7 protein-coding genes, 1 tRNA gene and 2 pseudogenes are annotated in these 13,405 nt (G+C 60.8%); 7 read left to right on the top strand and 3 right to left on the bottom strand.

Translation table 11 applies throughout. The features are described 5' to 3' along the window. The first annotated feature begins 130 nt into the window (after nt 1-130). From BGO16_RS09825 to BGO16_RS09810, 4 genes are all read left to right on the top strand, one after another. Nucleotides 131-514, top strand: a complete 384-nt coding sequence (locus BGO16_RS09825; RefSeq protein WP_292618500.1) for a phasin — start codon at nt 131-133, stop codon at nt 512-514. 250 nt (nt 515-764) lie between these two features. Beyond that, complete coding sequence (locus tag BGO16_RS09820; RefSeq protein WP_292618499.1) at nt 765-1,178, top strand: phasin; 414 nt, start codon at nt 765-767, stop codon at nt 1,176-1,178. Between the two features lie 285 nt (nt 1,179-1,463). After that, nucleotides 1,464-1,540 (top strand) — tRNA-His (locus BGO16_RS09815). A 1,080-nt stretch (nt 1,541-2,620) separates the two neighbouring features. Next, on the top strand, nt 2,621-5,293 hold the full coding sequence (locus BGO16_RS09810; RefSeq protein ID WP_292618498.1) for an autotransporter domain-containing protein: 2,673 nt from the start codon (nt 2,621-2,623) through the stop codon (nt 5,291-5,293). Here BGO16_RS09810 and BGO16_RS09805 read toward each other — a convergent pair. Then, nucleotides 5,257-5,646: a thermonuclease family protein gene (locus BGO16_RS09805; RefSeq protein WP_363091799.1), complete on the bottom strand. Its 390-nt coding sequence runs from the start codon at nt 5,644-5,646 to the stop codon at nt 5,257-5,259. The genes BGO16_RS09810 and BGO16_RS09805 overlap by 37 nt on opposite strands. A gap of 774 nt (nt 5,647-6,420) precedes the next feature. Here BGO16_RS09805 and BGO16_RS09800 point away from each other — a divergent pair. After that, nucleotides 6,421-6,738: a hypothetical protein gene (locus BGO16_RS09800; RefSeq protein WP_292618497.1), complete on the top strand. Its 318-nt coding sequence runs from the start codon at nt 6,421-6,423 to the stop codon at nt 6,736-6,738. A gap of 220 nt (nt 6,739-6,958) precedes the next feature. Further along, nucleotides 6,959-7,225: a hypothetical protein gene (locus BGO16_RS09795; protein WP_292618496.1), complete on the top strand. Its 267-nt coding sequence runs from the start codon at nt 6,959-6,961 to the stop codon at nt 7,223-7,225. Between the two features lie 230 nt (nt 7,226-7,455). Here the strand turns inward: BGO16_RS09795 and BGO16_RS09790 are convergent, their stop codons facing one another. Continuing rightward, nucleotides 7,456-7,821, bottom strand: coding sequence for a hypothetical protein (locus BGO16_RS09790; RefSeq protein WP_292618495.1), 366 nt, complete (start codon nt 7,819-7,821; stop codon nt 7,456-7,458). Nucleotides 7,822-8,503: 682 nt separating this feature from the next. Between BGO16_RS09790 and BGO16_RS09785 the strand changes: the two are divergent. Beyond that, nucleotides 8,504-8,731: pseudogene (locus BGO16_RS09785) on the top strand (mechanosensitive ion channel domain-containing protein); the annotation flags it as partial. 130 nt (nt 8,732-8,861) lie between these two features. Here BGO16_RS09785 and BGO16_RS09780 read toward each other — a convergent pair. After that, a pseudogene (locus BGO16_RS09780) lies at nt 8,862-13,405 on the bottom strand (hypothetical protein); the annotation flags it as partial.

Here is a 13,405-nt window from a genome sequence, read left to right as displayed (position 1 = left end):
TTAATTCGGCCGGGGTTCATGGACCTCCCCGGCTCGAAGCACGTTGAGGTGTTGCAAAAACAAACCAGAGGTCCACGATGGAAAGCCTGGAAGGAAACCGGCGCGAGGGCCTGCAACAGGAGTGGTGACCATGAGCGATGAAGGGCGTGACCGTTTCGAGATTCCGAATGACATGCGGTCGATGGCCGAAGCCGGTTTCGAGCAGGCGCGCAAAGCCTTCGAGAGCTTTCTCAGCGGAGCCCAGCAGACCGCCAGTTCGATCGACGGGCACAGCGAGGCGGTTCGCAGCGGCGTTCGGGACATCAGCAGCAAGGCGATCTCCTTCGTCCAGCAGAACATGACCGCGTCGCTGGACTACGCCGAGAAGCTTCTGCGCGCCACCGATCTGTCCGAGGTGATGCGGCTGCACGCCGAATATGTGCAAAGCCAGATGAAAGCGCTGACTGAGCAGGCCAGTGAAATGGGGCAAAGCATGGGCCGGGCCGCCATGGATATGGGGAAGCCTAAAATCTGACCGCCATTACCCGGCCGAAACCGGAGCGCTCGACTTTGCCTTCGAGCTTTTTCCGCAACGATCCGATATTTTGCGTCGCAATATCTTATTGCGTCGCACAATAGCTATGGTAGAGTACGGAAGGCTGCTTGCCCGGCCTCGGAATCGATGATCCCGAATACGGGCATCCGTTCCGCCGATCGAGCCGTTACGTCGGGTGAACGGCGGTTTGCGGGATCACACGATTCATCCGAAGCAAAGGACATATGCCATGACCAACAAAAGCGACCCCTTCGAAGTCCCCGAGCAGGTACGCGCATTCGCCGAAAAAGGTATCGCGCAAGCCCGCGACAACTACGCGAAATTCAAGGAGGCCGCGCAGGACGGCAATGGGGCCGTCGAGGCGGTATTCAGCGCTGCCAGCAAGGGCGCACACGCCTATTCCACCAAGCTGCTCGGCTTCGGTCAGGCCAACACCAGCGCCGGCTTCGATTTTCTGCAGGAACTGGTTGGCGCGAAATCGCTGTCCGATGCGACCGAAGTGTGGAGCAGCCATACCCGCAGACAATTCGGGACGTTTGCAGCCCAGGCCCGGGAGCTTGCCGAGTTGACCCAGACGATCGCCGCCGAAACCGCCGAGCCGATCAGGACAGGCGCGTCGAAACTGTTCCAGCCCCCCGCCTGATCGAACGTTGCGGTCTACGACAAGCCCGGACCTGCGTGGTTCGGGTTTCGCCCGCTTCGAGGCCGGCTCCCGCCCGGGACCCGCCTGAGAGTCAGGATATGTCGTCGAATGCTCCCGATTCTGCGGCGCAAGCCGAGCCTTGAGTCGGGGACGAGGGGCGGTTGCGGCTGAGCCGTCGCTTAAGCGGCCGGCCCCGCGATAACCGATGGTTGCGGCCTTGCCAAAACAGGGCGTTGCTCCTAGTTTCCGCCCCGTTCGCAACCGTTTTCAGGATGCGAGCCGGATGCAGTTGTAGCTCAGTTGGTTAGAGCGCCTGTCTGTGGAACAGGAGGTCGGTGGTTCGAGCCCACCCAACTGTACCAATGAAATCAATCACTTAAGTTGTATTTTGACTTGTCACCGATAGGCGTATTCTCGTCTGGGGTGTGGGCATTCGCCTGTTACCGCCCGTTGTCATCCGTTGTGACTCTTTCTCCATCCGTTGGTGTCCGCTGTCATCCGTTACGGAGAAGGCCCTGACGACTGTCGCAGACGAATCATGCACGCGAGATTCGTGCAGGGCAGGGGGATCGGCCGCGGGAATGATTGGCGCGCCGCTTGGTGACTGGTGGCGGTAAGCCGTCAGCGCCGTGCATTGGCTTTTCGCCTGCCAGCGATAAGCGCGGTTGAGTCCTGGCGCGAGTCACCCCACGGCACCCTCATTGAAATACAATGATTACCGACACCACCGCAAAACTGATGAAATGGCCCTCGCTGAATGGCGAGCGGATCAGCCCGAAGGGACGGGGGGCTCGCCTTACACAATCATGCACGGCTCGTTACGGGGGATTGTATTGACGCCTTGCGGGGGAAGCCTGAAGCCTCTCACAAGCTCTATGAGATTCATACGGGCAACGGCGCGATCATGTCGGCCGCTGAAGTCTTGGCTTTAGTGCCCCCAGCGGTCGAGGAAGAAGATGGTAGCGGCGATATTGTGTCCGTAGAGCGTGAGCCATCAACGGACGACGACCAGCCTTTTGGAGCGAGGCGCGCGCGCCGTACCGGAATAGATAATCCGCTGGGGCGAGCCGAGACCGGCAACGAGCGCACGACAGAAGGGGTGACATCACCATAGCCCTAATTATCGAAGGTGAACTCCAACACCGTGCGACAATCGTGGACATGACGATCGGCGATCTTGGGTTGCGCCGGAGGCTATTAGCCGATTTAACGGACAGTCAAGAAAGCAAGAGCGAGGCGTCAGCTTCGCCAACGGAGGGGCATCGGGATGGGCACGGATCGGTGGTCGGTATTTTTGGTGCGCGGTACTGTTGGCGTCCTCGGCGTTAACGCGGCAAGCCATTCGACTTCTGCCGAAAATGCCATACGCAAATCAAGGCTTTGTCGGAGGATCGACGCGAATACGATCAAGGTGGTGTGAAATCGTGTGGAGCAGAAGGGTCTTGACCAGATTATCGCCCACAACCGCCATCGGAGTGGTGATCAGTGTGATGTGGCTGCCGTTTGCCGATGAAGCAACGGCGCAGACCGCCACGTGGATCGGCGGCACGTCCAGCGATTACCATACCGACTCCAACTGGAGCCCCGCCGCCGTCCCCAACTCAACAGCCATAGACCTCCAGTTCGGTCCCGCGGCGTTAAACACGACGATATCGGCGCTCGCGGGAAGCAACGCAGCCGCCTTTGTATTTGAGGCTGGCGCTCCGTCCTTTGTCTTTAACATCGGTCCGGCGCCCACCGGCTTCGGATTACACGGCGACGGGATCGTCAACAATTCCGGTTTGGTCCAGACCATCAACTTGAATAACGCCGGCCTGATAATGAATAACAACGCCTCGATGGGCGAGAATGTCGTTTTGAACCTGACAGGTACGGGTCAGATCGACCTTAAGGACACCTCGTCCGGAGGTCTGGCGGCATTCAATCTGAATGGTAGCGCCGGCGTTCTCATCGACGGCAACAACCATGCCGTGTCCATGGGATCATTGAGCGGAACAGGTTTTCGGGTTCAGTTCAGTGGACAGAATCAATCGCTGACCATCGGCGGCAACAATCAGTCGACGAGTTACTCGGGCCAGCTTTGGGAGACAAGCTCCGGCGCCAATGCATCATTGATCAAGGTCGGCACCGGCACACTTACACTGTCCGGCATCACCAACTATAGCGGAGGGACGACAATATCCGGCGGCACGCTGTCGGTGTCGAGCAACGGCCGTCTCGGCGCATCCTCAGGCGCATTGACCCTCAACGGCGGCGCGCTGCAAGTGACGGGAACGACCTTCAATTCAACCTCGCGCAGCATAACCCTGGGGAGCCTTGGAGGCGGCATCGATATTGCCAGCGCCGCAAACAACTTGACGATAATGCAAGGCATCACCGGTCCGGGCGGCCTGACCAAGACCGGCGCGGGGACGCTGAGGCTTGCGGGCAACAGCATATATTCCGGCGCAACGACGGTGAACGCCGGCACGCTCTCGGTCAACGGCTCGATCGCATCGTCGTCGCTGACGACGGTGGAGGCCGGAGCGACGCTGGGCGGCAACGGCACGGTCGGCAACACCATGATCAATGGCGGCACGCTGTCGCCGGGCAATTCGATCGGCGCATTGACGGTGGCGGGCAATCTGGTGCTGACAGCCGCCTCGACCTACATGGTCGAAGTCTCGCCAACAGCGTCAGACTTCACTCATGTGACCGGTTCGGCGGCGCTGGGTGGCGCGACGGTCGCGGCGCAGTTCGCTCCCGGCACCTACGTCGGAAAGCGCTACACCATTCTCACCGCCGACGGCGGCGTCAGCGGCACATTCTCAGGCCCGGTGAACACCAATCTGCCGACCAACTTCAACACCACGCTCGCCTATGACGGCAGCAACGCCTATCTCGATCTGAACTTGAACTTTGTTATGCCCAGCGGCCTCAATCGCAATCAACAAGCGGTTGCGACCACGCTGACCAACTTCTTCAACAGCACTGGCGGGATTCCGCTGGCGTTCGGCGCGCTGTCACCGCAGGGGTTGACGCAGGTTTCCGGCGAACTTGCCACCGGGACCCAGCAGGCGACATTCAACGCAATGGGCCTGTTCATGGGGGTGATGACCGACCCGTTCATGGCCGGACGCGGCGGCGATGGTGCGTCAGTCATTCCGACGGCCTATGCGGACGATACCAGCGCACTCGGCTATGCCGCCAATGGCAGGAGGCGCAGCGCTTCCGAGCGCGATGCCTATGCCGCGATTTATCGCAAGGCGCCTCCGCCGGCACCAACCTTCGGTCAACGCTGGAATGTTTGGGCGGCGGGCTTCGGTGGTTCGCAGACCACCGATGGCAACAGCGTTGTCGGCTCTAACACCGCGACCAGCAGTGTTTATGGTGGCGCCGTCGGCGCCGATTACCGGATATCGCCGGATACGCTGGTCGGCTTTGCAATGGCCGGCGGCGGAACCCAATTCCGCGTCGACAGCGGCTTCGGTACGGGGCGCTCCGATCTGTTCCAGGTCGGTGTCAACGCACGTCACCGTATCGGCAATGCCTATCTCAGCGGCGCTCTGGCCTATGGCTGGCAGGACATCACCACCGACCGCATCGTGACGGCGAATGGGATCGAGCGGTTGCGTGCGAATTTCAACGCCAATGCTTTCTCCGGGCGGCTCGAAGGCGGCTATCGCATTGCCACCTCATGGCTGGGCATCACGCCCTATGCCGCGGGGCAGTTCACCAGCTACGACCTGCCGGCCTATGTCGAGCAGAGCAGTGCCGGCGGCAATCTGTTCGCGCTCAGCTACGCGGCGAAGAATGCAACCGCATCCCGCTCCGAACTCGGCGTGCGTACCGACAAGTCGTTCGCGCTCAACGATGCCATCCTGACATTGCGCGGCCGCGCGGCGTGGGCTCACAACTTCGATACCGATCGCTCGATCGCGGCGACGTTCCAGTCGTTGCCGGGCGCGTCATTTGTTGTCAACGGCGCAGCGCAAGCACGCGATGCCGCATTGGTCACGGCTGCCGCTGAGATGACGTGGGCCAATGGCTTCGCAGCCGCTGCCACCTTCGAAGGCGAGTTCTCCAACACGACCGGAAGCTACGCAGGCAAGGGGGTGTTAAAGTACTCTTGGTGAGCGGTCAGTTTGCATTCGCATCCATCCGAACACCCGCCCGGCCGTCCACCGTTCCTGATGCACGCCCGATAGGCCCAAGGCACGACATACGATCCAGCCCAAACACCACGGCTCGCGCGCTCCGCGTCTTTCTGAGCGTCTGCATATCGGCCCTTTGAATATCTCGGCCAATCGAATGCGAGGCCATTGCCCACAAGCCATGTCGCAACGTCTTCGCCATCAATCGAACAGATCGCCACAACACTCCCATACTGATCCCGGCCGACGCCTTCGCAACTAACTGACCTACCAGTAATGAAGCGATCAAGCTTGTTTGCGGCCTTCGCGCCACAACGGCAGGCTATCGTCGCCACGGCAGAGTTGATCCGACTCGGGTGCGTCTATGCCGGATAGACGAATGCGCCGCCCGCGAATTTCGAGCGTGTCGCCGTCGACGACGGATGCTTGGCCGACGATGGCTTAACTGCTATTCGGGATGATGGTGATGGGCTGGCGCTCACTACGAACTGGCGAACGAACGCGATTTCAATTGTCTGCCGTGGCGCGACCGGAAGATCATCCAACGGCCGTCTCGAACATTATGAGGCAGAAGTCCCAAGTCCAGCGGCGGATGATCGGCAATATCCGGTGAGCCCGCGGTGACATTGCTCGAAACACTGGGAGACGAGGCCACGACGTCCCGCATGTCAGGCAGCGCCAAATGCGCGATAGAGGTACGCCGACCAGGCCGCATCAGGCGGCAGGTTGAGTTAGGGCTGAAACGGAAATAACCGAAAGCGGCGCTCGGCGCGGCAATTTCAGTAGTTGTCGAAAGCCTCTCCCGTCACTCAGCGGTGCGCGGCTGATTCGTGGTCACCAGCTTTCCTGCGAAGCGTGTCTCTCGCTTTTCCTGCAGGAAGCTCATCGACCCTCTCCGTATCAATGTCCGCAAAGCAGCGGTTTTCCGGCGGCATCGAATGTTGGGTTCATGACACATCCGTTGCAAGCGGTTCGCACGACTATGACAATGGCGAATGCCCGATCTGCAGCGGAGATGGCTACACGTTACCGGCCGGAAGGTGCATGAGTTGGCGTCTGACGCTGCGCGTCACGGTAACTAAAGACGACCCTCATGAAAGGAGGCTGCGATGAAGAAGTTGGTGTCGATCGATGAGCGGATCGAAGGAAAAGGCCGCGGCGCGTTCGTCCTACGTTGGGTAGAAAACACCGTTGAATACAGCATCGTCACCGATCGGGACGGAACGACATCTCGGATCGCAAAACCAGCCATTCACCAGAGTGAGACAGAACTTCCTTTTTCCGATGAGCACCAGCGCCGCACAATAGAAGCCGAACTCCAACAAGCGCGCATTGCTAGATTCTTCCCGCTGGCCGCCGTCCAAACCGGTTCATATCCACCGGCTCGCGTAGCTGCGGAAATCCGTTCGGTCGATCCGGATAAATAAACGGAGCCGCGTCTAGCTGGACGGCAAACTCATAAACGCGGTCTGCCATTTTCAAGGCGAATGCTGAGTACAAACTATGTGTATGGTCAGTCACATCGTCGTGTGACGATGTGACCCAACGTGTCCGAAGTTTAATCCGCTCGACTCATCATCGTCAGAGTTCCGCAGTACGACTGTCACCGACCCATGGTACAGCCACGCCAAAATGGAGACTGCGCTTATGTTTGATGCAGAGCTGGTTACGATCATGAGGGGCGCGCTTGCACAGGCCGCATTGGAAGTCTGCCCCGATTCATCAACACAAGTGCTAATGGCCGAACGGATTCTTCAATCAGCCGCGAAAGGCACCCGCTCGCAGGAGGCGTTTCGTATCATCGCGACCGAAGCCGCCGCAGAAAGCGAACGTCTACGACTTCTCAGTCCACCTCATTCGCGACATGCGGAACAGAGCCTCGTTGACCACGAGGACGAGAAGGAATTTTGGTGATCGCTCATGGTCCCCAGCGCTTTCCGTGTCGTGGACTCAATTGGCCTCAGCAGCTTCGTCCGTCGACTTAGCGCCCCATACCACGACGCGCTCAATTCCTTCCGAACCTTCGCCCTGCTCTTCGCACGCCCTGAGGGACATATCGGCGCGGTGGCTTTCAGTCGTACCGGTGATCCGGGCCGCATTAGGATCATCTGGGCACGGTCAACGCCCCGACGGTCTCAGCCGCCTCAAGCCGTCACGTAGACGATGAGCACGACAAAGCCGCTTATCGCGAGCGTGGCGTGAATGCCGATCAGCGTGCCCGAGAGTCGCCGCTTGCGAAGGCGCGATGAAAAGAGGGCGAGGCCGACGACGGCCGCCAAAGCGATCAGCACGGCTGCAATCATGCCGAACGAGCCGGCCCCCTGATCGAGCCCACGAGGCGGCCCACGCAAAGCGAGACCGAGACAGCCGAGACCGCTGATGGCCATCAGTCCGTGCAGTCCCGCCAGCCGCCAGGACGGCGCTGCAGCGCCTTCACGCATATACATAACTGCAAGCACGGAACCTAGCAGCACGGCAATTCCGAGGATGGTGAAAGCGGTGATCAGCACTGGCTCAACCCTTTTGTAGTCCTGCTCTCGATTTCCCAGATGATTCCTGAACGGCGCTTATCGCATGCCACAAAATCTATCAGAACCACCAAACTCGCAGATCGACGCGATCATGAACTCAAGCAACCCCTCAATTCCGTTCACTATCCGGCCCGCTTTGTCCAAGGCGGTGGAAAACGCCGTTCTTGGGGAGGCGCACGGCGTGTTAAGCAAGCGGATGGAATTGGTCGAGACGATTAATTACCTTTCGATATCGTGATACACGAAGCCCAACATGAGCGACCTAAGCGTTCTTCTTCAAAATGTGGGCCTAACCAGCGGGCAGGCGATTGGATTTGCGATTACCATTGCTATCGGCCTTGTCTCCGCTAACGCGGCTCGTTCATCTTCTAGAGAGAGAGTAAACGCCAATATCGCGCCAATCAGCGGGTTGAGCAACTGTCGGCCGCAGGTTCGCTCATGTTGGGCTCGAACGAATTTGAGCAACAGCTAGGCCTGAACCTCGACCGGGCGCCCGACGGCGCTGGCTGCGACCGAGTATTTGTTGTTATCGAAGCGCACCAGGCAGGTCTTGGAGACCGACGACGGCACCGCGTGGAATCCGTCGAACCGACCGCGTTCGCCGCCAGCAACACATCGAGCTCAGATGCCCGGTGTCCAAGCTTGGGCCACGGCTGGGGGCGGCCTCCGCGATTCGATTCGCGTTGGAGTGGGATACGGCAGCGTCGTCATCGCAACGCTTGTGGCCTTCTCTTACGCAGGCTTCGACCTGTCCAATCTCGCGATACTGGCCGGCGCATTCTCCGTCGGTATCGGTTTCGGTTTGCAAAGCATCGTCAACAATTTCGTGTCAGGGCTGATCCTTCTGGCCGAGCGCCCGATCAAGATCGGTGATTTGGTCGTCGTCGGAGGCGAAGAAGCTGAATATTGTTGCGACCGCCTTCAACGGTCTCGCGACCCCGCCAACAGCGGGCTTTGCGTATTCAGATGGTACAGACAGCCACGTGATCCCGGGGCGAGCCGGATCTTCTTCGGCGAGGTCAAAAACGTCGGGTCAGCTTGATTGAACCCGTTTGATCCTGATAGCCGCTGGTAAACTGTGTTTCGTATTGCAGCTTCAGATCGAGCCCGGGAACGCCCCACAATCCATAAAGATCGATACCCGCCGACGTCTTGGCCAGGGTACGCGGCATCGAATTCACCGATGCAAACGAGGCGACGCCGGCCGAGGCACCTTCAAAATTGGAGTTGATCGTCCAGCTGCCGGTCGACAGCAACGTGGCGCCGGCCCGAATATAGGGCCGCATGGCCTGACCATTGTTCCAAATGATGGTTTGACCAAGCTCCACCGATGGCGCAAAAGCGAACATCATCTGACTGGCCGAAGCAACACGCAGGCCCAACACGCCGGCACCCGTCTCGCTAAACCCTGGCATGGCATTATAAATGACGTCGAAGTCGAGCATCGGCTTGACGTAAGTGATGCCGAATTCCGCCAGATAAGCCGCGTGGAATCGGGTATCGAGCCGCCAGATGCTTGATCGACTTCTGGCAGACCCGATGCCCGCAAGATTGATACCGCGCGTAGTATCGAGCGCGGCGTATCCCGTATCGAGCGCCACGCCAAACAACCATGGCCCTACCTGGCGTTTGAGCGCCAATCCGATGTCATAACGATCAGCTTGCGTGGCGGAAAAATTACCGACCGTCGTGTGGCCATACTCATAACCTGCCGCGATTTCAAAGAACCAATCCGGTGCAATCTCGATCTGGCGGCCGGCCTGGATGCGCCCGGCACGATCGCGATATCCGTTCGAACCGGACACCGAACCTTTGTCCGTCAGAACACCCGTGACCTTGGTCCACTCGCAAGCCGTTTCGCGAAGGGGGGCGAGCGCGCCTTGAACCCCGTGACAACTCATCATGCTGTCGGTGAAGTTGAGACCGGTCAAAATCGCGGCGGACGCCTGGCTTGCGTAGGATGCGCCGTGCAATCGATCAAGTGATTGGCCGTAAGTGTTGGAATCTGGAATGGTGGCGAAGTACGCAAAGACCGGCCCCATACCAGCCGCTCCGCCGCCGGCATTCCAGATACCCTGAAGCTGATTGGCAACACCAATCTCGTTCGGCGAAAAATAGGACGCAAACGCAGGCGGCACAAACTGCGCGCTCTGAACACTGAGTTGCAAATCGTTGCCCGCGATCTGCAGACCATAAGTCACGCTGGCACTATTGATCGGCGTGACGTCGTTGGTGCCGACAAACCCATTGGCGGCACTGACAATCGTCGTTGGCGCGTTTGGCATCAACGACGCGAGATGAGGCTCGACTTTGCCGCGCACGTTGGCGGTTCCCGTCGCTGCAAGCACATCCGACGTGCCACCGAACGCCGCGTCGACCACCAATACGCCGCTCGGCGCCTGGATGAAATTCCCGTTCAACGCGGCGTTGATTTTATAGCCGATACCGCCGAGGTCGAGCCGGCCGGCATTGCTCATCGTGCCTGAGCCGAGATTGATTGTTTGGCCGGTGACGAAAGCGCCCGATGCAAGATTGCTGAGGCTGCCGATTCCGGAGCCAAGGTCAACGTTACCAAAAATGTTTCCGGAGTTCGTAATCGCGGTATTGCCAGTCGCATGCGCGACGTTGTTCTGATCGACGCCGTCGGTGGCCTTGATCGCCAGACCTGACAACGCAGTGACGGTAGCGTCAGCGGCAATCGTGACCGAATTGGTTTTGCCGCCGTCGATGTAAATACCTGCGGCCGATCCGCCGCCGCCGGAAACCGTGCCGCTATGCAGGTTGACCGTAATATCGTCGCCGCCCGTGCCGCCAACGCTTTGCGCAAAAATTCCGTGGGAGTCGAGACCGTACGCAATCACGCTGCCGCTTTGGTCGATGGTGATCTTGCCGCCCGAGCCGGCACCGCCGTTCGAACCCGCGAATGGAATGGTGCCGAAGCTGGCATTGCCGCTGCCACCGGTGCCGCCACCGCCGCCGATGCTTTGCGCGAAGATGCCGTAAGTCCGGTAGCCGTATGTGGTAATGGTGCCGGTCGTGCCGATCGTGACATCACCGCCGTTACCACCGCCGCCGCCGGTACCACCGACACCGACGCCAATCGTCATCGCGTGGCTTATCAGGGTCGGGTTGCTGCCCGAGACGTCGCCGCCGACACCGCCGCCGCCACCGACGCTTTGCGCGAAAATGCCGTGAGCGCCGTCACCGAAGGTCAGAATATCGCCGGTCATCGTCACGTTAACGTCGCCGCCTTTGCCGCCTGCGCTACCCGAGCCGCCAACCATGACGGAGCCACCATCGGCCCCTTGACCAGTACCGCCGACACCGCCGCCGCCGCCGATGCTTTGCGCGAAGATCGCGACCGCGCGATCGCCGAGCGTTGTCACGTCACCGGTCTGGTTGACCGTAACAACTCCACCCTCACCGGAGCTTCCGGCCGAGCCGCCGACGCTGATCCCTATATTTTTTACATCGGTGCCCGCGCTGGCGTCACCTGCTGCCGCAATACCGCCGCCGCCGCCCACACTCTGCGCGAAAATTCCATAGGCATCTCCGCCACGCGTCGCGATCGTGCCCGTATTGGTCACGATGACATCGCCACCTTTGCCGGCGCCGCCCGAGCTGGCACCCAAGCCAACACCGACGCTGATATCGCCGTCGCTCTCGCCGCCACCACCACCGCCGGCGCCACCGCCGCCGCCAACGCTTTGGGCAAAAATTCCGTAAGCCGCATAGCCGTAAGTATCGATCGAGCCGGTATTGCCGACCGTGACTGTGCCGCCGGCGCCTGCAACGCCACCGCTGCCGCCGATACCGATCGCAACCGATATCTTGGTATCTTCCTTCTCTCCCTTCTTGGCGTCGTCGGTCTTCTTTCCGTTGCGGTCCGGTTTGTCCTGTTCTGGCGGAGGCTTGGTGGGATCCGGATCGTCCGAATTGAGCGCAAGAAAGCTCACCAGCCCACCAGCCACGTCAGCATCCGAACTGGCGCGGCCGGCGCCGCCCATGCCGCCGCCGCCGCCAATGCTTTGCGCCACGATCGCGTGCGCATCGTTGCCGAGCGTCACGATACGGCCGTTGTTGGTGATCGTCACGGCCTTGCCGTCGCCACCACCGGCGCCGGAGCCGCCGATGGCGATCGAAATCGCAGCTGCGTTTTCCGCGACGATCACCTGTGCCGTCGCGGTCGCGTCGCCGCCGTTGCCACCACCGCCACCGACGCTTTGGGCAAATACGCCAACGGAGGCAGCGCCGCCGGTCATGATCCAGCCGGTATTGTTGACGCTGACTTCACCGCCATCGCCGCCGACGCCGCCGCTGCCGCCAATCGCAAGTCCCAAGGCCATTGATCCCTTGGGCGACGCGCTGATCGAGCGCGCCATGCTGGTCCCGCCGGTGCCGCCGCCGCCGCCGATGCTGAATGCCGTTATGCCGTTGGAGCCGATGCCGGTCGTTGTGATCGCACCGGTCTGATTGACGGTAACCGTGCCGCCGTCACCGCCGCCGTTGCCACTGCCTCCGATCGCAACCGTTGCATTCACCAGGTTGCCGGTGATTGCATAGGCAGCGCCACCGTTACCGCCACCGCCGCCAATGCTTTGTGCGAGGATAGCGGGTGCGAGATCGCTATGACTTGTGATCGTACCGTAATTGTCGACCTCCACGGTGCCGCCATTTCCTGCCGCGCCACCTTTGCCGCCGATGGTGTAGTCCACCACAGTCACGCCGAGGCCCATGCTGTCGCCGCCGTTGCCGCCGCCGCCGCCGGTGCTTTGCGCAAAGATCGCGCTGGAGCGGAAGCCGGATACGTTGATGGCGCCGTCGTTCTGAACCAGCACATTGCCGCCATTGCTGGCGACGCCACCGTTGCCGCCGATCGACACCGAGCCAACCGAAGGACCGGCATAGGAACTGGCCGATCCGCCGTCGCCGCCACCGCCGCCAACACTTTGCGCAAAAATGCCGTGACTGCCGAGACCACTCGTCGCGATGAGGTTGTAATTGTAGACGTTGACGTCACCACCTTTGCCGCCACCACCGCCGTCACCACCGATGGTGATGAAGCCCGACGCGCCGCCGCCGTTGCCACCGCCGCCGCCGACGCTTTCAGCATAGACACCATACGACCCGGTACCGGTGGTCCGGATGATGCCATTGTTGGTGACCGTCACGGTGTCGCCGTCGCCGCTCGAGTTTCCCGCACCGCCGAGCGCAACCAGGCTGCCCGATTGGCTTCCAGCGCCACCGCCGCCGCCGATGCTGGCCGCAACGATGCCGTGGGAGAAAGCGCCATTGGTCGTAATGTGCCCATCGTTGGTTACATCGATGATGCCGCCATTGGCCGCGGATCCCCCCGAGGCACCGATCGAAACAACGCCGCTGCCGCTGGCCGCAGTGCCACCGCCGCCGCCCGTGCTCTCGGCCTGGATGCCAAACGCGCCGAAGCCATCGGTAATAATCGATCCGGCCGCCTGGACGATGACATGACCGGACGTTCCGCCCTGGCCGCCGGCGCCGGGGCTGGCATAGGCCGCTCCCGCGTTGGCGCCGTCGCCACCGACGC

Origin of the sequence: Nitrobacter sp. 62-23, assembly GCF_001897285.1 — a bacterium.
Taxonomy (GTDB): domain Bacteria; phylum Pseudomonadota; class Alphaproteobacteria; order Rhizobiales; family Xanthobacteraceae; genus Nitrobacter.
The sequence above is the reverse complement of the archived record's forward strand: the minus strand, read 5'-3'. Positions and strand labels throughout refer to the sequence as shown.

Excerpts from the sequence above, each read along its gene's own strand:
- BGO16_RS09800 (WP_292618497.1), top strand. The coding sequence starts at position 6,421 with ATGAAGAAGTTGGTGTCGATCGATGAGCGGATCGAAGGAAAAGGCCGC.
- BGO16_RS09820 (WP_292618499.1), top strand. The coding sequence starts at position 765 with ATGACCAACAAAAGCGACCCCTTCGAAGTCCCCGAGCAGGTACGCGCA.
- BGO16_RS09825 (WP_292618500.1), top strand. The coding sequence starts at position 131 with ATGAGCGATGAAGGGCGTGACCGTTTCGAGATTCCGAATGACATGCGG.
- BGO16_RS09795 (WP_292618496.1), top strand. The coding sequence starts at position 6,959 with ATGTTTGATGCAGAGCTGGTTACGATCATGAGGGGCGCGCTTGCACAG.